Source organism: Streptomyces sp. NPDC053069, from assembly GCF_044546895.1.
GTDB lineage: Bacteria > Actinomycetota > Actinomycetes > Streptomycetales > Streptomycetaceae > Streptomyces.
On record NZ_JBITZN010000004.1, the window covers coordinates 250843 to 271151 of the forward strand.

Genomic DNA, 20309 nt, shown 5'->3' on the forward strand with positions numbered 1-20309 from the left:
AGGCCCTGTCACACGATGAGCAGTACCACTAACTCGCCGACGCACCACACGTCCACGATCGGCGCCATCGGCGCTCCGAGCCGCCGCAACACCGAGCTGGCCCTGCTGGTCTTCGCCGTGGCCATCCCGGTGTTCGCCTACGCCAACGTGGGCCTGGCCATCAGCAGCAAGGTGCCCGCCGGGCTGCTGGAGTACGGCCTCGGACTGGGCCTGCTGGCCGGAGTCGCCCATCTCGGCGTCCGGAAGTTCGCGCCGTACGCCGACCCGCTGCTGCTGCCGCTGGCCACTCTGCTCAACGGGCTCGGGCTCGTCGTGATCTGGCGGCTGGACCAGTCGAAGCTGCTGCAGTCGCTGAAGGGCTACGCCCCGGCCGCGCCCCGCCAGCTGCTCTACACCGCGCTGGGCATCGCGCTGTTCACGGTCGTGCTGATCTTCCTCAAGGACCACCGCGTCCTGCAGCGCTACACCTACATCTCCATGGCCGGCGCTCTGGTCCTGCTCCTCCTGCCGCTGGTGCCGGGCCTCGGGGCCGACATCTACGGCGCCAAGATCTGGATCCGGGTCCCCGGCCTGGGCTCCCTCCAGCCCGGCGAGTTCGCGAAGATCGTCCTCGCCGTCTTCTTCGCCGGCTACCTGATGGTGAAGCGCGACGCCCTGGCCCTCGCCAGCCGCCGCTTCATGGGCCTGTACCTGCCGCGTGGCCGTGACCTCGGTCCGATCCTGGTCGTCTGGGCGCTCTCGATCCTGATCCTGGTCTTCGAGACCGACCTCGGCACGTCGCTGCTGTTCTTCGGCATGTTCGTGATCATGCTGTACGTCGCCACGGAGCGGACCAGCTGGATCGTCTTCGGTCTGCTGATGTCCGCGGTCGGCGCCGTCGGTGTGGCCAGCTTCGAGACGCACATCCAGACGCGTGTCAACGCCTGGCTCAACCCGATGCGCGAGTTCAAGCTCAGCCGCCAGATCACCCACGACGGCATCCCCCACTCCGACCAGCTGCAGCAGTCCCTGTGGGCGTTCGGCTCCGGCGGCACCCTCGGCACCGGCTGGGGCCAGGGCCACTCGGACCTGATCAAGTTCGCCGCCAACTCCGACTTCGTCTTCGCGACCTTCGGCGAGGAACTGGGCCTGGCGGGCATCATGGCGATGCTGCTGATCTACGGCCTGATCGTGGAGCGCGGCCTGCGCACCGCCCTCGCCGCCCGCGACCCGTTCGGCAAGCTGCTCGCCGTAGGCCTGTCCGGCGCCTTCGCCCTGCAGGTGTTCGTGGTCGCCGGCGGTGTGATGGGCCTCATCCCGCTGACCGGTATGACGATGCCGTTCCTCGCCTACGGCGGTTCCTCCGTGCTGGCCAACTGGGCGCTGATCGGCATCCTGATCCGCATCAGCGACACGGCCCGCCGCCCTGCGCCCACCCCGGCCACGAACCCCGACGCCGAGATGACCCAGGTGGTTCGCCCCGGCGGCGCCGGTCCCGTCGAGTGATCCTGATCACCTACATCAAGATCGTTGCGCTGCGGGTCACCCACTAGAGTGACGGACGACCATCCCCGTCCCGTGACCACGGGACGGGACGACCGACACATTGGGGGATCTCATGCTTCGCATGGGTACGCGCGGCAAGCGCGTCGCGGTGGGCGCGGCCGCCGCACTCGGCGCCGCACTGTTCACGGTGACCAGCGCGACGAGCGCACAGGCCGCCGGGGCGTACGGGGGCAGCTGGACCACGGACAACGTCAAGATCCGCAAGGGACCGAGCACGGACATGCCGGTCGTGGACCACGCCTACAAGGGCGACGGCGCCTTCGTGAAGTGCTGGGTCCGGGGCGAGGGCGTCTACGGCGACAACATCTGGTGGTACGTGAAGGACAACAGCTCCAGCGCGAACGTCTGGGGCTACACCTCCGACTACTACTTCAACGTGGCCAGCGGCAACCCGCCCAAGTGCTGAACGGCCCCTCGGCGCATTCCTGACGGACGGCTTCCGGGACCGGCATCTGCCGGAACCGGAAGCCGTCCGTCGTTTTCCGGAACCCGTCGCGCCCGAGGCGCGTCTACTGATCAGTCGTTGTGGACGGCCCGCCCGGGACACACAGCGGCTGCCTCTAAACTGTGGGCGGCCAAGGATGAGCGCCAGGACCATCGGCACCGAGAGACTGAAGCAACAGGCGCACCTGTTAGCTTGTGGAAAGGCCGGATGTGAACAAGCCACTGCGCCGAATCGCGATCTTCTGCGGACTTCTCGTCCTCGCACTGTTGATCCGTGACAACTGGCTTCAGTACGTCCAGGCCGACAAACTGCGCGCCGATCCGGACAACCGCCGCGTGAACATCGAGCGGTACGCGCACCAGCGGGGCAACATCATCGTCAACGGCGACCCCATAACCGGCTCGGTCGAGACCAAGCACGGTGACTTCAAGTACAAGCGCACCTACAAGAACGGCCCCATGTGGGCCCCGGTCACCGGCTACTCCTCGCAGGCCTTCAACAGCAGCTTCCTGGAGGGTGTCGAGGACGGCATCCTCACCGGCAACGACGACCGGCTCTTCTTCCGCAAGACGCTGGACATGGTCACCGGCAAGCAGCAGCAGGGCGGCAACGTCGTCACCACGCTGAACGCGGCCGCGCAGAAGGCGGCGTACGACGGGCTGTCCCGGCAGGGCGGCAAGGGCGCGGTCGTCGCCCTGGAGCCGTCCACCGGCAAGATCCTGGCGCTGGCCTCCTACCCGTCGTACGACCCCTCGTCCTTCGCGGGCTACTCCGACAGCGACGCCAAGGCCTGGAACAAGCTCCAGAAGAAGAACAACCCGGCCGACCCGATGCTGAACCGGGCGCTGCGCGAGACCTACCCGCCGGGCTCCACCTTCAAGGTGGTCACCGCGGCGGCGGCGCTGGAGAACGGGCTGTACAAGTCGGACACCGAGCAGACGAAGTCGCCGCTGCCGTGGACCATGCCGGGCACCACGACCCCGCTGAAGAACGAGGGCAACATCCCCTGCAGGAACGCCTCCCTGCGCGAGGCGCTGCGCTGGTCCTGCAACTCGGTCTTCGGCAAGATCGGCTCCGACCTCGGCAACGACAAGATGCTGGAGGAGGCGAAGAAGTTCGGCTTCGACTCCGAGCAGTTCGTCCCGGTCCGCGCCTACGCGTCGGTCTTCTCCGACAACATGAACCCCTCGCAGACCGCGCTGTCCTCCATCGGCCAGTACAACACCGCCGCGACCCCCCTGCAGATGGCCATGGTCGCCTCGGCGGTCGCCAACGACGGCAAGCTGATGAAGCCGTACATGGTCGACACACTGCAGTCCTCCAACCTCGACCCGGTCGAGAAGACCGAGCCGAAGGAGATGAGCCGGCCGCTGTCGCCGGCCAACGCGCAGATCCTGCAGGACATGATGGAGACGGTCGTCAAGCAGGGCACCGGTACGAAGGCGCAGATCGACGGCGTCACCGTGGGCGGCAAGACCGGTACCGCTCAGCACGGTGTGGCGAACAGCGCCAACCCGTACGCGTGGTTCATCTCCTACGCCAAGCTGTCCGACGGCAGCTCGCCGGTCGCCGTGGCCGTGGTGGTCGAGGACGAGAGCGCCAACCGCGACGACATCTCCGGTGGCGGTCTGGCGGCTCCGATCGCGAAGAGCGTCATGCAGGCGGTCATCAGCTCCAAAAAGTGACGGCGCCTGCCCCGGAGAGTGACAACCGTCACGTCTCCTTCACATCGCCGCACGTTGCGATACCGGTCCTGTATCGGGTTGCGGGCTTGGCCAGGTCATACAAAGCGAGCCGGGTACGGTAGGCCCGGACGGCAGCCTCTGGCCGCACACGACACGTGGGCGGCCGAGACCGACGGAGAGGGCTGGTAGGGAACTATGGAAGAGCCGCGTCGCCTCGGCGGCCGGTACGAGCTGGGCCAGGTGCTCGGCCGTGGTGGCATGGCGGAGGTCTACCTCGCGCATGACACCCGGCTCGGTCGCACCGTGGCGGTGAAGACGCTGCGCGCGGACCTCGCGCGTGATCCGTCCTTCCAGGCCCGGTTCCGCCGGGAGGCCCAGTCGGCCGCCTCGCTCAACCATCCCGCGATCGTCGCGGTCTACGACACGGGCGAGGACTACATCGACGGGGTCTCGATCCCGTACATCGTCATGGAGTACGTAGACGGCTCCACGCTCCGTGAGCTGCTCCACTCCGGCCGCAAGCTCCTGCCCGAGCGTGCGATGGAAATGACCATCGGCATCCTCCAGGGCCTGGAGTACGCCCACCGCAACGGCATCGTCCACCGCGACATCAAGCCGGCCAACGTCATGCTGACCCGCAACGGCCAGGTCAAGGTGATGGACTTCGGTATCGCCCGCGCCATGGGCGACGCCGGCATGACCATGACCCAGACGGCGGCGGTCATCGGCACGGCCCAGTACCTGTCGCCGGAGCAGGCGAAGGGCGAGCAGGTCGACGCGAGGTCGGACCTGTACTCGACCGGCTGCCTGCTCTACGAGCTGCTGACGGTACGGCCCCCCTTCGTGGGCGACTCCCCGGTGGCGGTGGCCTACCAGCACGTCCGCGAGGAGCCCCAGCCCCCGTCGGTCTTCGACCCCGAGATCACCCCCGAGATGGACGCGATCGTCCTGAAGGCGCTGGTCAAGGACCCGAACTACCGCTACCAGTCGGCCGACGAGATGCGTGCCGACATCGAGGCCTGTCTGGACGGCCAGCCGGTCGCGGCGACGGCCGCGATGGGCGCGGTGGGCTACGGCGGCTACCCCGACGACCAGCCGACGACGGCCCTGCGCCCCGACGCCGGCGCGGGCGCCACCAGCATGCTCCCGCCGATGAACCCGGACGACGGCGGCTACGGCTACGACGACGGCTCCGGCCGCCGCGGCCGGCAGCAGAAGAAGTCCAACACCTCCACGATCCTCCTGGTGGTCGCGGGCATCCTCGTCCTGGTCGGCGCGATCCTGATCGGCAAGTGGGTGGCGACCAACCACAACACCGACGACGGCAGGGTGCCGGTGCCGGCCTTCATCGGCCAGCCGGAGAAAACGGCCCAGAAGATGGCCGCGAACGTCGACCTGAAGGTGTCGATCAGCAGGAAGCCCTGCGACGACCAGCCGAAGGGCAACGTCTGCGACCAGAACCCGAAGAACGGGAAGGTCGACAAGGGCACCACGATCGACCTCACCGTGTCGACCGGAGCACCCAAGGTGCAGGTACCGGACGTCCGCGGCATCCAGTTCACCGACGCCCAGTCCCAGCTCAAGGCGAAGGGCTTCAACGTCGAGCAGCGGACCCAGGAGTCGGACCGGGCCGCCGGCCTGGTCATCGAGCAGGACCCGCGCGGCGGCACGAGCAAGCAGAAGGGCACCACGATCACCCTCACGGTCGCCAAGCCCGTGGAGAAGGTCACCATTCCCGGCGACCTCGTCGGCAAGTCCTGTGACGACGCGAAGGCCGAGCTGCAGAACCTGGGCCTGACCGCCACCTGCACCGACACCCCCACGCCCAACCAGGACGACGACGGCAAGGTCCTCTCGTTCAGCCCGCAGGCGAACCAGCAGGTGCCCAAGAACACGGCCGTCACGCTCAACGTCGGCAAGTTCCAGGGCGGCCAGCAGACACAGGGCCAGGTCCCGAACGTCACCGGCCGGACCCTGAAGGAAGCCCAGCAGATCCTGCAGCAGCAGGGCTACACACAGATCCAGGTCAACGGGTCCAAGGACGACAAGGCACGGGTCATCCAGCAGAACCCGCCGGCCGGAACCCAGGCCGATCCGAGCAACACCCCGATCGTCCTGAACACCCTGGACTTCGGGGGCGGCGGCGACAACGGCAACGGTGGGATCATCGCCGGCCCCAACGGCTGACCCATCCACCGACAGCGGGTCCGCCCGGGAACTCCGGTTCCTGGGCGGACCCGTCCTCGTCTGTCAGCCCCGCAACTCCGCCGGCGGCGTCCGCTTGCCGTCCACCTTCTCCACCCGGACCAGTTCGCCCCACACCACGTACCGGTACTCCGAGGTGTAGACCGGGGTGCAGGTCGTCAGGGTGATGTAGTGGCCCGGCTTCTTCTTGCCGGACTCCTTCGGGACCGGGGAGAGGACCTTGACGTTGTACTTCGAGGTCTCCGACAGGACCGAGTAGACCTTGTAGACGTACCAGTCGTCCCGTGTCTCGAAGACGATCGGGTCGCCCTTCTCGATCTTGTCGATGTTGTGGAACTTCGCGCCGTGGCCGTCGCGGTGGGCGGCGAGGGTGAAGTTGCCGGCCCTGCCGGTCATGGGGAGGGTCGCCTTGACCGGGTCCGTGTAGTAGCCGGCCACACCGTCGTTGAGGACATCTGTGCCCGTGCCCTTCTCGACCAGGACCTCGCCGTTGTGCATCGACGGCACATGCAGGAAGCCGATGCCGTCCTTGGTGTCCAGCGCTCCCGGAGTGGAGTCCGTCGCGTGGGCCCAGTGTTGACGGACCTGGTCGGCCCGCTTGTCCGCCTTGCGATCCGCTATCACGTTCGTCCACCACAGGGAGTAGACGACGAAGAGAGCCAGCAACAGGCCCGCTGTGATGAGGAGTTCACCGAGGACGCTGACCGCCGTGGCGACACGGCCGGGACGCCGGCCGCGCGGGGCGGGATTCGGATCGGACGCGTCCGTGTGTTCTTCGGTGTCGTCGGCGGTCGCTGCCACAGTTCCTTGCCCTTACTCGCTTCGGCCCTACGATGCCCTACTCGATGAGCGCGTCCGGCTTGCCCTTGCTGCGCGGGCGTTCCTCGACCATCTTGCCCCAGACGATCAGCCGGTACTTGCTCGTGAACTCCGGCGTGCAGGTGGTGAGGGTGATGTAGCGGCCGGGTTCGGTGAAACCCGAGCCCCTCGGGACGGGGCTCAGGACGCTGGTGTTGGCCGGCGAGGTCACCGGCAGCATCGAGGTCACCTTGTACACGAAGTACGTGTCCTGTGTCTCGACAACGACCGCGTCGCCGGCCTTGAGCGTGTTGATGTACCGGAACGGCTCACCGTGCGTGTTGCGATGGGCGGCGAGTCCGAAGTTGCCGGTCCTGTCGCCGGGCATCGCCGTCTTCAGCGGGGGTTCGCCGTAGTGCCCGACCATGCCCTTGTCGAGCACCTTCGCTTTGCTGACGCCCTCCGCTATCGGCGCCACCACGTCCAGCTTGGGGATGTGCAGGATGGCGAAGCCCTGCCCCGGCGCGAAGACACCCGGGCTGCGCTTTCCGCTGGCCCAGTCGTCCTGGAGCTGATGCGCCTCGCTGCCCGCCTGCGCATGGGCGCGGATGTTGGTCCACCACAGCTGGTAGGTGACGAACAGCAGCATCAGCAGGCCGGTGGTGATGAACACCTCGCCGATCGCCCGGCTCGCGACGACGGCCGGGCTCGGCTTGCGCAGCCGCGCCTGCCGCCGCGCCTCCACCCGGGACAGCGGCCTGCCGGACTCCCGCGTCTCGGCGGGCGCCGTCTCCCGGCCGCCGCCATGGCGCCCACCGCGGCGCTTGGCGGCCTTTCTGCGGGCCGCTCGCCCGCCGGCCGCGCCTTGAGTGGCGGAGGAGCCGGAAGGGGCGCCAGAGGCCGCAGAGGCGCGTATGGACCCGCTCGACGGGCCCGCCGAGGGATCGGTGAGCCGCAGCGCCATCGTCTCGTCGTCCAGGGGCGGCCGGTAAGGCTGCCCCTGCGGTTCCCGCTGACGCTCCCCGTGCCGATCGTCGTGCTGATCCCCGTACCGATCGCCGTGCTGATCCCCGTACCGATCGCCGTGCTGATCCCCGTACGGCACCCCGTACGACTCCTGGTACGCCGCGCCCGCCGTGTCCCAGTCCCCAAGCGCACCGGAAGCCTCGTACGACTGATCCCCGTACGAGGCATCGGTCTCTGGCTCCGGGCGCAGCGCGGTCACGCCGTGGCCCTGCCCACCACCGGGGCCAGCCCCGTCGACCTCGCCACGGCACCCAGGTCGCCGCACTCCACCAGCCAGTTGGCCAGCATCCGGTGCCCGTGCTCGGTCAGCACCGACTCGGGGTGGAACTGCACGCCCTCGACCCTGAGTTCCCGGTGCCGCAGGCCCATGATGATGCCGTCGTGCGTGCGGGCGGTCACCTCCAGCTCGGCCGGGACCGTCCCCGGCTCGGCGGCCAGGGAGTGGTAGCGGGTCGCCGTGAAGGGGGAGGGCAGGCCCGAAAAGACGCCCTTGCCCTCGTGCTCCACCAGCGAGGTCTTGCCGTGCAGCAGCTCGGGCGCCCGGTCCACCACACCGCCGTACGCCACCTGCATCGACTGCATGCCGAGGCACACCCCGAAGACCGGCACTCCGGTCGAGGCACAGTGGCGGACCATGTCCACGCACACCCCTGCCTCCTCGGGCGTTCCCGGCCCGGGCGAGAGCAGCACCCCGTCGAAGCCGTCCTGGGCGTGCGCCGTCGACACCTCGTCGTTGCGCAGCACCTCGCACTCGGCACCCAGCTGGTACAGGTACTGGACGAGGTTGAAGACGAAGCTGTCGTAGTTGTCGACGACGAGAATCCGCGCACTCACTGGTTGTCCACCGTCACATCGTTGAAGGGCAGCAGCGGTTCGGCCCACGGGAAGACGTACTGGAAGAGGATGTAGATCACGGCCAGGACCAGTACGAGTGAGATCAGCGCCCTCACCCACACGTTCCCCGGCAGATGCCGCCAGATCCAGCCGTACATGCCGTTCCTTCCCTCTCCCCACGGCACCGGACGCACGCCGTACGCCACCAGACTAACGGCGCAGAGCCTTCGGTTCTCCTGCCTCCACGGACTGGGCGGAGTCCAGGTGCGCCCAGACGATCAGCCGGTGACTGTGCCCCCATTCGGGATCGCACGTGGTCAGCGTCAGATAGCGTCCCGGACGCGTGTACCCGGACTTACGTGGCACAGGGTCGATCACCTCAACGTCCGTCGGCACGGTTTTGTAGGGGCCTTTGTCGATCCGATACGTGAACCAGGTCGTCCCGTCGGTGAGCACGACGGCGTCCCCGGGCCGCAGCTTCGGGAAGTCCAGGAACGGGTCGCCGTAGGTCCGCCGGTGCCCGGCCACCGCGAAGTTGCCCACCTGGCCGAGCCGGGCGGTTCCCCGGTAGTGGGCGAGGCCCTTCGCCAGCACGTCCCGGCCGGTGCCCTCCAGGACCGGCTTGTTCCACGTGAAACCAAGCCGCGGGATGTACATGATCGCGAAAGCCTCGCCGTAGCGGTACGGCGCCGGTTTCGTCACGGCGACCGGCTGCCCGCTCCCCCTCGACCACTGCCGGTGCAGCTGATCGATCTGGTCGTTCATGGCCCCCTCGGCGCGCACACCCGTCCAGAACAGCACGTAGGCGACGAAGAGCACGATCAGGGCGCCGACGGTGATGCACAGCTCGCTGACGGTCCGGACGATCATGCGCACCGGCGCCTCCGCGACGGACGGCTGGCTACTGCACGGGCTTCGCGTAGTGCAGATCCACTGTGCCCGAGTAGCCCGGAAGAGTCACCGTTCCGTCGTCGGTGACTTTCCAGCCGAGGCCGTAGACATTGACGTACACCATGTAGGTCTGGATCGCCTTGCTCGCCGCGAGTGCCTGCTGCAGCCTGTCCGGGTCCCCGACCGCCGTGATCTTGTACGGCGGCGAGTAGACACGGCCCTGGAGAATCAGCGTGTTGCCGACGCAGCGCACCGCGCTGGTGGAGATCAGCCGCTGGTCCATGACCTTGATCCCCTGGGCACCGCCCTGCCAGAGCGCGTTCACCACGGCCTGCAGGTCCTGCTGGTGGATGACCAGGTAGTCGGGCTGTGGTTCGGGATAGCCGGGGAGCTTCGCCGTGGCGTTGGGCGGCGCGTCATTGAGCGTGACGGTGACGGCCCGGCCGGTGAGCCTCTGGGTGCCGGTGCTCTTCTCCAGTCCGCTCAGCCTGCGGTCCTGCGCCTTGGTGCTGCCGTCGTCGCTCTCGGCGAGCGACTCCACGCTCCCGCGCAGGGCCGCGTTGGACTCGTCCAGCTCCTTGTTCTTGCGGCTGCGCTGCTGGATGAGGTCCGACAGCTTCAGCAGGGAGCCGTCCTGCCGGATGTCCGTGCCCTTGGCCGTGTTGAAGCTGGTGAAGAAGATGAGCCCCGCGAGGGCGAACACGGCCGCGGTGAGCACCCGCACCGGGCGCAGACGCCGGACGCGGCCGGGGCCGGAGCCCGTTGCCCCCGTCCCGGGGGAGTCGGCAGAATTGCTCAACGTACCCTTATCTCCTTCGGCGCCACGGAAGCACTACGCTAACGGACGCGCCCGACCCAGTTACCTGCGCGGCCACGCAGCGCATCGACAGGAGAGACCCTCGTGCCGAAGTCACGTATCCGCAAGAAGGCCGACTACACGCCGCCGCCGGCGAAGCAGGCACAGGCCATCAAGCTCACCAGCGGCACCTGGGTCGCGCCAGTCATGCTGGCGATGTTCGTCATCGGCCTGGCCTGGATCGTCGTCTTCTACGTGACCGACGGCTCGCTGCCCATCGACTCGTGGGACAACTGGAACATCGTGGTCGGCTTCGGCTTCATCGCCGCCGGCTTCGGCGTCTCCACGCAGTGGAAGTAGTCCACTGAGTTATCCACAGGCTGTTCACCTGGGAAAAGCGCCCTGGGGAAAAAGAACGACCATCTGTGGATAACTCATCGGGCGTTGACGCCGGTGTGACTGGCCCAACGTTCCCGGTACATCTGTTCGCCCCCTGCCTGACCTGCGGAAACACATCCGGGTGACAGGGGGCGCAGTTGTGCCCGCACACCGTGCACAAGATTCGCCACAGCCTGTGGACAACGGTTCGGTATCAGGTGAGCTGTGCGGTCCTGACCAGCGTGAGAACCACCACGACGGCGAGTACGACGGCACACGTGCCGTACTGGACCAGCGTCCGCCTCTCGCGCGGGGCGTGGACCATGGCGTACCCGGTGACGACACCGGCGACCAGGCCGCCGATGTGGGCCTGCCAGGCGATGTTCATTCCCGGACTGAAGGTGATGACCATGTTGATCACCAGCAGGGCGATCAGCGGGCGCAGGTCGTAGTTGAGCCGGCGCATCAGCACGCCGGTCGCGCCGAAGAGGCCGAAGATCGCTCCGGAGGCGCCGAGGGAGGGCTGGTTGGGTGCGGCGAGCAGATAGGTGAGGGCGCTGCCCGCGAGGCCCGAGACGAAGTAGAGGGCGAGATAGCGGGCGCGGCCCAGGGCCGCTTCCAGGGGGCCGCCGATCCACCACAGGCTGAGCATGTTGAAGAGGATGTGGGCGTAGCCGCCGTGCAGGAACATCGCGGTCAGCAGGCGGTAGTACTGCCCCTCGGCGATGCCCTGCACCCCGGTGAGCAGGGGGGTGTAGGCCTGTCCGATCAGTTCGAACCGGTCGGTGAAGCGGTCACCGAGGGAGGTCTGCACCAGGAACAGCGCGAGGTTGATCCCGATCAGGACCTTGGTGAGCAGCCGCGGGTCGGAGGTGAGCGTGCCGCCGGCGATCGTGCGCGGCTGGGCGGCGGTCGGCGGGTGTCCGGTGCCGCTGCCGGCGCGCACGCACTCGGGGCACTGGAAGCCGACCGAGGCGCTGATCATGCATTCGGGGCAGATGGGGCGCTCACAGCGGGTGCAGCGCACGCCGGTCTCGCGGTCCGGATGGCGGTAGCACAGGGGCACGCGGTGGGCGCCCTGTGTGCCGGCTGCGGCCTCGTCCATCTGTTCCCCTTGCTCGTCGTGGGACTGCCCCCGGCAATGCCCCGCCCCGCTCATCCTTGGTACGGACGAGCGGGGCGAATGGTTCCCTGCGGGATGTACCGGCCGGTCCCTGCGGGTCATGCCGGCCGAGGAGCCGGTGGGGCGCTCAGCCCTGTCGCTTCTCGACGACGACCGACTCGATGACGACGTCGTTGACCGGGCGGTCGTTGCGGCCGGTGGGCACACCGGCGATGGCGTCGACGACCTTCTGGCTGGCCTCGTCGGTGACCTCGCCGAAGATGGTGTGCTTGCGGTTCAGCCACGTCGTGGGGGAGACGGTGATGAAGAACTGCGAGCCGTTGGTGCCCGGGCCGGCGTTGGCCATGGCGAGCAGGTACGGCTTGTTGAAGGACAGGTCCGGGTGGAACTCGTCCCCGAACTTGTAGCCGGGGCCGCCGATGCCGCTGCCCAGCGGGTCGCCGCCCTGGATCATGAAGCCGCTGATGACGCGGTGGAAGATCGTGCCGTTGTAGAGCGGCTTCTTGCTCTTCTCACCCGTGCCGGGGTGCGTCCACTCGCGCTCGCCCTGGGCCAGCTCGACGAAGTTCTTGACCGTCTCGGGCGCGTGGTTCGGGAAAAGCTCGACCACGATGTCGCCGTGGTTGGTCTTCAGGGTGGCGTAAAGCTGCTCGGCCACGATCTGCCTTCCGTTGTCTTTCTGTGACACCCCGATCCTCGCACGGCCGGGCCCGTACGTCGTCCGAGGCCGCGAGTTCCGCCCGGAAGGCAGCGCCGGGCGGTGATTCGTGGCAGGGTCGAGACAGGCTCGGGTTGCCCGGGTATGGCCCGGATCGATCTGATGGGAGCGATCGGCACCCATATGCCCGCCCTCGCATGCCGCGCGGACCGTGGACAGGCATGATCCGTAAAAGGGTGGAAAGTCGAAATACCGTACGCCACCGAGGAGGAGGAACCCGTGACCCGCATCGACAGCGTGCGCGCCGCGACCGGCTCGGCAAAGGACAGCGTGCTGCACGCCGCGGAAGTGGTGGCGCCCTACGCCGACACGGCCAAGGAGCGTGCCGCGCTCTACGCGCATGAGGCACGCGTACGGCTGGCGCCCGTGGTGTCGCAGGCCGCCGAACAGGCCCGCGAACAGTACGACGCCCGGCTCGCCCCACGTCTGGAACAGGCCCGTGCGCATGTGCCGCCGAAGGTGGACCTGGCGGCGCACGAGGCCGCGCTGCGCGCCCGTAGGGCGGCCCGGCAGGCCGCCGAGTACTCGCGTCCGAAGATCGAGCAGGCCGTGGCCGCGACCGGTCCCGTCCGCGACGAGGCCGCGGCCCGCGGTGCCGCCGCCCTGGCCGCGCTGCGTGGCCAGGTCTCGGCGGAGGAGATCCAGAAGCTGGCCCGCAGGAAGGCTCGCCGGTCCAGGGCCGGCCGGGCCGTGAAGGTGCTGGCGGTGCTGACCACGCTGGCCGGTGGTGCCTTCGCGGCGTGGAAGTGGTGGGACAAGCAGGCCAACCCCGACTGGCTGGTGGAACCGCCCGCCGCGACGGAGGTGCCCGAGTCGGGCGGCCGGCTCAGCTCGGTGGACGGCAGCGGTGCCTCGGGGCTGGACCCGGAGGTGCAGGCGAAGCAGGCGGAGGATGACGCCGCGGACCGGGACGACCAGTAGCGCCCCAGTCCGGTTCAGTCCACCTGGTCCGGCCCGGTCCGGTCCGTGCGTGGTGCTCAGCAGCAGTCCGGGGCCCCTCCGGTCACCTCTCGGTGACCGGAGGGGCCCGGTCGTTTTCGCCGGATAGGCCGGTCACCCGCCTGACCCTCACGCGAGGCCAGGACGAAGGGCCCGGCCGGTGTACCGGGTCACGGCGACTGCCGCTCGGGCGGGAGCCGGGCGAAGGCCGGGCGGGGCCCGGGCATGGGGTTCCCCGGGGGGATGCGCACCGGTTCGCTGGAGGGGGACGGCGACACAGGGGGTGGGCGCGATGGACGTCAATGGCGCGGGTGCACCGGTCGTGGCGGTCGTCGGGGTGGTCGGGACCCTGCTGTCGGCGCTGCTCACCCAGCGCGCGGCCGAGCGCAGCCGGCAGCGTGAGCGGGAGCGCGCCGAGCGGGCGCGGGCGCGGGCCCGGGAGGACGAGGAGCGGCGCACCTGTTACGTCGCCCTCAACACCGCCTCCCGGCAGTATCTGGCCGCCCTCACCGACCAACTGCACGCCCTGAGCCGCACGGAGGATCCGCGCGCGGTACGGCAACGCCTGACCGAGGCCCGGGATCTGCACCGGGACGTGTACGCGGAGGCCCAGATGCGGCTGCCCGACCCCGTACTCGTCCTGGCCGGCGAGGTCACCCACGCACTCGGCACGCTCTACGGCCGGCTCCGGCTCCTGGACGACGGCGTCCCCCGCCCGGGCGACTCGCTCGGCGCCGCCCAGGAGGAGATCGACGCGCTGTGGGAACGGCTGCGGGAGCTGCGGCGCGGGATGCGGGCGGATCTGGGGGCGTCGGGAGCGTCCCGGCCGAACCCGTCGCAGCCGAGCCCCTCCCGACTCGATCCGGGCACATCCCGGGCGGTTTCCGGGTGTTGATCGGGCGCCGCACGGAAAAGCTCGGTGATCGGGCGTCGTTGTGACGGAGATCTCGCCATCATGGAGACGGCGGCGGGCCGTTGATGCCCTCGGGACGGGAGGAGAGCCGGTGGGGGAAGAAGGAAGGCCGGTGGGGGAAGAAGAGGAGAGCGGTGGTGTTCAGGCGCTGCGGGCCTGGGCCGGTGGGGCCATCGGACGGGCGAAGGCGTTGCTGCCGGCGCCGGACACGGTCGTCAAGCCCTCCCGCGCCCATGACGACTCGATCGCCGAACTCGACGCGCTCTCCCGTCTGCTGGACCACGATCCACCGCTGCGCAGCTCGGTGAGCTTATGGCTCGGCGGTGCCCTGACCCTGCGGCACGCCGCCGGGGGCGGGACGCCCGAGGACCGGGAGCGGGCGCACGGTCTGCTGCGGGACGTACGGAACCCGGCGACGAGGACCGGAGCCGCGGCCTGTGCCGAGGACCGGCGGTGGGCCGCGCTGTTCCTGCTGACACATGCGATGCCGCTGCAGGAGATGCTGGGCGGGCTCGCGCCGGAGCCGGACGTGACCGCCATGTTCGACATGATCATGCGGGAGGGGCCGGGCGGGATGGCCTCCTTCGCGGCCGAGCTGCAGGAGCTGGTGACCGAGGCGGCCGAACTCCCCCTGCCACCACAGACCCTGAGTGAGCTGAGGCAGGTGCGCGACTTCTATGCCCGTCCCTCGGCCGACGGGATGGCCGGCCTGTTCGACAGCCTCATACCCGACGACGGTCATCCGCTCGCCGATCAGCTGCGGCAGATGATGGGGACCTGGCTGACGACGACGACCGGCGGCACGGACCCGGAGAGCGGCCCGGGTCCGAACGGCGGCTCGGGCACGGCGCCCGGTACCGGCCCGCGCACGAGTGACACGCACACCGCCCCGGCCCCCTCCGGCAAGGCCCCCGCCGACGACGGCACCCAGGCCGTGCCCCGTACCCCTGAGGACTTCCGTCGGCTCATCGCCGCGTGGCAGGCCGTCAACACCACGTCCGTGGACTTCCTGAAGCACACCGGCGGAGGCGACCCCGCCGCCCTCAACCAGCAGCTCGGGCGGCTGCGCGCCGCGCTGGACGGCCTGCCGGACGGCATGCCGGGCAAGGACGCTCTCGAAGGGCAGATGGCCATGCTGCTCAACCTGAGCGACGGCGCCGGCGGCACCCTTCAGGACCAGGAACTCGGTTTCGCGCACACCCGGACGGTCACGGACTACCTGCGGCGCCAGTCGGATCGTTCGGTCCCCATGGCAGACGGCTTCGCGGTCATGGCGGACGTGCTGAGCCTGATGACCGACGTCCGTACCGCCGGGCAGGCCGAGGACGTCGAGCGGCTCCGCGACCTGCTTCCCCGGGCCGAGGCCCTGGCCGGCACGGTCCCCGAGGACCACGACTTCCACGCCATGGCCCTCACCGCCCGCGCCATGGCCCGCCTGATGCTCGGCCGGTTCACCATGGACCGGGAGCTGCTCCTGAGCGGCGTCACGGACTTCGAGAACGCCGGCGCCGCGGCGAGGAACAGCGGCCTCCCGATCGGGCACGAGGAGCTGGACGCCTGGGTTCCCGACCTCGCGGCCATGCGTTCCTACCTCGCCGGCGACACGGCGAACGTCCCGGACGTGGACCTGCCCCCGCCGGACGCCCCCGCCGACGAGCTGCAGTCCGCCGCGTACCGCCTCGGCATGCGCTACAGCTGCACCGACGACCCGGCGGACCTCGCGGCCGTCATCACCACCCTGGAACGGCTCCGCGAGCACATCCGGCAGGGCCGGGCCCCGCGCGTCGCCGCCCAGTCCCTGTGGACGCTCGCCGAGTCCTACCGTGCCCGCTGGCACCGGGAGCAGAACGAGTCCGACGCGGACGCCGCCACCGACGCGGCGAACGAGGCCCTGGCCACCCTCGCCGCGGACGTCCTCCTCCAGCACGGTGCCGAACACCGCCTGGCGACCGCCCGCAACGGCGCCTCGCTCGGCGTACGGGCCGCCCTGTGGGCCGCCGCCCACGGGAGGGTGGACGACGCGGTGGCCGCCCTGGAGCTGGGCCGGGCGCTGGTGCTGCAGGCGGCGGCCACCTCGCGGGCCGTACCGGACCTGCTGGAGGAGCGCGGGCATCCCGGGCTCGCCGCCGCCTGGCGGGCGTCCGGCGCCTCGGAAACCGACGAGCTGCCCGCCGAGCTGCCCAGCACCCTGCGCCGTGAGGCCCTGGAGGCCCTCGGCTACCGGGAGCGGGGAGGCCTGCTCGGCACCCCCACCCTGCGCGAACTCGCGGACGGCGTCGGCGAGGCGGGCGCGGACGCGCTGATCTATCTGGTCCCCGGCGGTGACGGCGCCCCGGGCATGGTGCTGGCCGTGGGCCCCGAGATCGGCATCGGCGTGGGCGGCCTGCCCATGCTGACCGAAACGGAGAACGGGCCGCTGGAGCGGTACCTGGACGCGGCCCTGGCCCGCTCCCGGGCCCCCGGCGACGCACGGGTGGAAGCGGTCTGGGAGGAGGCCCTGTCCGACCTGTGCGACTGGGCGTACGAGGTGTTCGACCATGTGCTCGCCGGGTTGCGCGCACACCTGCCGGACGAGCCCGGCCGCCGTACGCCCCGGGTCGTCCTGGTCCCCTGCGGCCGGCTCGGGATCGTCCCGTGGCACGCGGCCCGCTTCCCCGCGGACGCGCCGTACGACTACCTCTGCCAGGCCCTGGTGATCAGCTACGCGGCCTCCGGCAGCCAGTTCCTGCGGACGGTCAGGCGGGCGCCGCGCCGCCCGGTCTCCGCCCCCGCCCTGGTGGCCGACCCGACCTTCGACCTGACCTTTGCCGAGCTGGAGGTCCTGGAGCTGCGCAACGCCTTCTATCCGGGGGCGCGGCTGTACGGCGGCTTCGCCTCCTTCCCGGACGGTTCCGTACCGGACGGGACCCCCGACCAGCTGCTGGCCCTGCTCGCCCAGGACCACTCGATGGTCCATCTGGTCACGCACGGCATGGCGGGGCTGCGACCGACGGAGTCGGCCCTGTACCTCGCTCCCCCCGACGGCGGCGAGGGGGACGGCCGGCTGACCGTGACCCGGCTGCTCGACCGGCCGCAGCCCGCTGAACAGGAGGACGGCCCGCTGATCGTCCTGAGCGCCTGCGAGACCGATCTGAGCACCCGCGACCACGACGAGGCCCTGACCCTCACGACGGCGTTCGTCTCGGGCGGCGCACGCGATGTCGTGGGGTCGCGGTGGCTGGCCGCGGACGGCGCGTCGGCGCTGCTGATGGCGGTCTTCCACCACCATCTGCGGGCCGGGCTCAGCCCCGTCGACGCACTGCGGGCCGCACAGCTGTGGATGCTCGACCCGGACCGGAAGGATCCGGGCGGGCTGAGCGACCAGCTGCGGCCGGACATCGGCCGGCCCGACCTCGGGCGGCCCGCGCTCTGGGCCGCGTTCATCCATCAGGGCCACCCCGGCCGGGGAGAGGAGACCGTATGAACCCGGGTGAGGACAGCGGGTCGAGGGTGCTCGGCCTCATCGACGAACACCTCGACAGCATCCGCGCCCAGCTGACCGACGAGCAGTACCAGCTCCTGCTCACCCGTCTGCGCGCGCTCGCCGACACCCTGCCGGAGGACTCCAGGGCCGTACGCCGGGCCTTCCAGGGCGTACGCCTGTGTCTGGTACCGCTGCCGTTCGACCATCCGGTGCGGCAGGCGCTGGACTCCGTCCGGCTGGTCGCCACGGCGGCTGCCGGACCCCCGGTCGTCCTGCGGACGCGGGATCTGCTGGCCCGGCTCACGGCCGTTCCGGCTCCGCCCCCGGACACCGCGGCCGTCGTCGCCGCCGTCGAGCGCAGGCTTCTCCAGGCCCCCGCCTTCTCGGCCGCCGAGCTCCGCGCCCGGTACGGCGCCTCGCCACCACCACCGGAACTGATCCGGCTGGTGGACCCGCAGTTCGGCGACTGCTACCCCGAGTTCCAGTTCCCTCCCGGCGGCGGAACGCCGTACGAGGTCGTGCTGGAGGTCAACCGGGTGCTGCTGGCCGACGCCGACCCCTGGGGCGCCGCGGACTGGTGGCTGAGCGACAACGCCTGGCTGGGCGGGCCGCCCGCCTCCCTGCTCGGTGTCCTGCCCGACCGCGAACTGGTGGATGCGGCCGTCGCGTTGGTGGAGGGGGACTGATGCACGAGGAAACCGTGTCGCCCTCCGTGTACCGCTTCCGGCCGCACTGGGAGGTGCTGCCCGCCGGTACGCAGCTGTGGCGGATGCACTCGTCCCGGTTCGCGGCCGAGGAGTTCAAGCCGTTCAGACCCGACGACCGCAACCCCGGCCGTTTCCACGCCACGCCGGAGGATCCGTACCCCTGTCTGTACGCGGCGACGGACCCGGAGACCGCGCTCGCCGAGACCCTGCTGCGCTCGGTCCCCTTCCACCGGGAGACCGGTATGCGACTGGTTCCCTGGGCGTCGGTGCGGGGCAAGTCGCTGAACGTGGTGCGGACCCGGTGCGAGCTGAAGCTGGTCTCGCTGTGCTCCGGAGCGGCCCTGGCCGCCGTCTGCCAGGACAACCGCCTGCTGGAGAACGAGGGGGCGAAGCATTACGGCAGCACCCGGAACTGGGCACGGGAGCTCCGGGCCCAGGCGCCCGAAGCCATGGGGATGATCTGGGATTCGAAACGCAACCCGTCACAGCGGGCCCTGGTGCTCTTCGGGGACCGCCTCACGGACCACGCGGACGGACCGCTTGAGGCACTGCCGTACCGCAGCATCCCGGACCTCGGCTCCCCGGACGGCATCGGGGAGGCCAACCAGCTGCTGGCGCCCCTCCGCTCCGCGATCAAGGAGCCGCTGCACCGCTGAGGCCCGGCGTCCCGCCCGCCGCCCGCTTGTTCACGTGTCACACGGGGTGCCATCGTTGACGCCATGGCCCCACCGTCCCTTGACCATGCGTCAATTCTCGTGGAGTTACAGGCGGTTCGGCGGGCGGGACTGCTGAGGCTGCGCGGCCGTGAGCTGCCCGCCCTGGAGTCGGCCGCGGCCTCGCTGGCACCCGCGCGCACCCGCGAGGGTGCCGTGGAGGCGCTGCTCCGCCGCGCGGTGGAGCGGCTCGACGCGGGCACGCTGCGGACCGCCGCCGAGTACACCCTGGGCCTGGCCCAGGGCACCCGGGACTGGCCGGCGTCCTCCCGCCGGGCCCGCGCGGCCGAGGTGTACCGGGTGAGCGAGGAGCGCTTCCGCAAGCACCACGAGGTGATGGTGCTCGGGCAGGTGGCCGAGCACATCGTGGAACTGGTGGAGGGCGGCGGTGAGCCGGGCGAGGGCGACCGGGCGGGCGAGACCCACCGGAGCGTGGACGTCCTGGCGGGCGAGCGGACGGTACGCCTCACCCTGCACATCCACCCCGTCGACCTGCTGCGGGACGTGGACGTGGTGGTCTCCCCGGCCAACACCTACTTCGCGCTGCCCGAGCCGTACAAGTCCTCGGTCTCCGCCTCGCTGCGCCGGGCGGCCTCCGTGCGCGGGGTCACCGGCGACCTGCTGGACGACCCGGTCCACGACGAGCTGCGCACCTGGGCGGCCCGGCACGGCACGTCGGGGCGTCCGGTGGTGCCGGGCACGGTGGCGGCGACCGGTTCGGGTGCCATGGCCGCATACGGCGTACGGCGGATCTACCACGCGGCGGTGGCCGTACCCCGGGCCGGCACCAACGACTACGACGTGCTGCCCGCCGACATCACCCGCGCCACCTCGCGCGCGCTCGCGCTGCTGGCCGAGGAGCGCGACCGGCACACCCCGCCGCTGCGCTCGGTGTGCTTCCCGCTGCTCGGCTCCGGGCGCGGCGGGCTTCCGTACCGGGTGAGCGCGGCCGCGGTGTGGAGCGCCGTCGAGGCGGAGCTGGCGCGCGGGGCGCGCTGGGACGTGCACTTCGTGGTGCGGGACGCGGAGGCGGCGCGCGTCGTGGAGCGGGTCCCGTCCAGGATCCGCCCGGCGCGCGACCGGTCGGCGCCCGGCCGGTCCGTTTGACTGGAGGAGCGGGCCGCTCGGGC

Annotated in this window: 19 protein-coding genes; 11 read left to right on the plus strand and 8 right to left on the minus strand. The window is 70.4% G+C overall.

Going from position 1 to position 20309, the window contains the following annotated elements; translation table 11 throughout:
* Nucleotides 1-15: 15 nt before the first annotated feature.
* The 4 genes from ACIGXP_RS11000 (at nt 16) to pknB (ending at nt 5862) form a co-directional block, all read left to right on the plus strand.
* Nucleotides 16-1485, plus strand: coding sequence for an FtsW/RodA/SpoVE family cell cycle protein (locus tag ACIGXP_RS11000; RefSeq protein WP_399766672.1), 1470 nt, complete (start codon nt 16-18; stop codon nt 1483-1485).
* Between the two features lie 121 nt (nt 1486-1606).
* Nucleotides 1607-1951, plus strand: a complete 345-nt coding sequence (locus tag ACIGXP_RS11005; protein ID WP_363217665.1) for a hypothetical protein — start codon at nt 1607-1609, stop codon at nt 1949-1951.
* A gap of 248 nt (nt 1952-2199) precedes the next feature.
* Entirely contained in the window at nt 2200-3675 is a 1476-nt protein-coding gene (locus ACIGXP_RS11010; protein ID WP_363217666.1) for a penicillin-binding transpeptidase domain-containing protein, read from the plus strand.
* A gap of 195 nt (nt 3676-3870) precedes the next feature.
* Nucleotides 3871-5862 carry a Stk1 family PASTA domain-containing Ser/Thr kinase gene (gene pknB / locus ACIGXP_RS11015; protein WP_399766676.1) on the plus strand — a complete coding sequence of 664 codons (1992 nt, stop codon included), beginning with the start codon at nt 3871-3873 and terminating at the stop codon, nt 5860-5862.
* A 63-nt stretch (nt 5863-5925) separates the two neighbouring features.
* Here pknB and ACIGXP_RS11020 read toward each other — a convergent pair whose 3' ends face one another.
* The 6 genes from ACIGXP_RS11020 to ACIGXP_RS11045 are packed head-to-tail and all read right to left on the minus strand — an operon-like array spanning nt 5926 to nt 10228.
* A complete protein-coding gene (locus ACIGXP_RS11020; protein WP_399766678.1) occupies nt 5926-6681 on the minus strand; it encodes a class E sortase in 756 nt (251 codons plus the stop codon).
* A gap of 37 nt (nt 6682-6718) precedes the next feature.
* Complete coding sequence (locus ACIGXP_RS11025; protein ID WP_399766681.1) at nt 6719-7903, minus strand: class E sortase; 1185 nt, start codon at nt 7901-7903, stop codon at nt 6719-6721.
* Nucleotides 7900-8538, minus strand: a complete 639-nt coding sequence (locus ACIGXP_RS11030) for an aminodeoxychorismate/anthranilate synthase component II (RefSeq protein WP_399766684.1) — start codon at nt 8536-8538, stop codon at nt 7900-7902. Before ACIGXP_RS11030 ends, ACIGXP_RS11025 begins: the two co-directional genes overlap by 4 nt.
* On the minus strand, nt 8535-8696 hold the full coding sequence (locus ACIGXP_RS11035) for a hypothetical protein (protein ID WP_208614037.1): 162 nt from the start codon (nt 8694-8696) through the stop codon (nt 8535-8537). The genes ACIGXP_RS11030 and ACIGXP_RS11035 overlap by 4 nt, the downstream gene beginning before the upstream one ends.
* Nucleotides 8697-8748: 52 nt before the next feature.
* Nucleotides 8749-9414, minus strand: a complete 666-nt coding sequence (locus ACIGXP_RS11040) for a class E sortase (RefSeq protein WP_399766687.1) — start codon at nt 9412-9414, stop codon at nt 8749-8751.
* Between the two features lie 25 nt (nt 9415-9439).
* The gene (locus ACIGXP_RS11045; protein WP_399766690.1) at nt 9440-10228 is read right to left on the minus strand and encodes a DUF881 domain-containing protein; all 789 of its coding nucleotides are present in this window, start codon (nt 10226-10228) and stop codon (nt 9440-9442) included.
* A gap of 102 nt (nt 10229-10330) precedes the next feature.
* Between ACIGXP_RS11045 and crgA the strand changes: the two genes are divergently transcribed.
* Entirely contained in the window at nt 10331-10585 is a 255-nt protein-coding gene (crgA, locus tag ACIGXP_RS11050) for a cell division protein CrgA (RefSeq protein ID WP_363217673.1), read from the plus strand.
* 232 nt (nt 10586-10817) lie between these two features.
* On the opposite strand, the gene ACIGXP_RS11055 is transcribed toward crgA, so the two are convergent.
* Entirely contained in the window at nt 10818-11708 is an 891-nt protein-coding gene (locus tag ACIGXP_RS11055; RefSeq protein ID WP_399766694.1) for a rhomboid family intramembrane serine protease, read from the minus strand.
* 145 nt (nt 11709-11853) lie between these two features.
* Nucleotides 11854-12384, minus strand: coding sequence for a peptidylprolyl isomerase (locus ACIGXP_RS11060; RefSeq protein ID WP_399766697.1), 531 nt, complete (start codon nt 12382-12384; stop codon nt 11854-11856).
* A 279-nt stretch (nt 12385-12663) separates the two neighbouring features.
* On the opposite strand from ACIGXP_RS11060, the gene ACIGXP_RS11065 reads away from it, so the two are divergent.
* The 6 genes from ACIGXP_RS11065 to ACIGXP_RS11090 all read left to right on the plus strand — a co-directional run bounded on the left by ACIGXP_RS11065 (nt 12664) and on the right by ACIGXP_RS11090 (nt 20286).
* Nucleotides 12664-13365 (plus strand): DUF5324 family protein, encoded by a 702-nt coding sequence (locus ACIGXP_RS11065; RefSeq protein WP_399766698.1) that lies wholly within the window; start codon nt 12664-12666, stop codon nt 13363-13365.
* Nucleotides 13366-13675: 310 nt separating this feature from the next.
* Complete coding sequence (locus ACIGXP_RS11070) at nt 13676-14278, plus strand: hypothetical protein (protein ID WP_399766701.1); 603 nt, start codon at nt 13676-13678, stop codon at nt 14276-14278.
* 130 nt (nt 14279-14408) lie between these two features.
* A complete protein-coding gene (locus ACIGXP_RS11075; RefSeq protein ID WP_399766704.1) occupies nt 14409-17759 on the plus strand; it encodes a CHAT domain-containing protein in 3351 nt (1116 codons plus the stop codon).
* Nucleotides 17756-18445, plus strand: a complete 690-nt coding sequence (locus ACIGXP_RS11080) for a hypothetical protein (RefSeq protein ID WP_399766707.1) — start codon at nt 17756-17758, stop codon at nt 18443-18445. The genes ACIGXP_RS11075 and ACIGXP_RS11080 overlap by 4 nt, the downstream gene beginning before the upstream one ends.
* On the plus strand, nt 18445-19122 hold the full coding sequence (locus ACIGXP_RS11085) for an RES family NAD+ phosphorylase (protein ID WP_399766709.1): 678 nt from the start codon (nt 18445-18447) through the stop codon (nt 19120-19122). Before ACIGXP_RS11080 ends, ACIGXP_RS11085 begins: the two co-directional genes overlap by 1 nt.
* A 63-nt stretch (nt 19123-19185) precedes the next feature.
* Nucleotides 19186-20286 (plus strand): macro domain-containing protein, encoded by a 1101-nt coding sequence (locus tag ACIGXP_RS11090; RefSeq protein WP_399766711.1) that lies wholly within the window; start codon nt 19186-19188, stop codon nt 20284-20286.
* Nucleotides 20287-20309 lie beyond the last annotated feature (23 nt).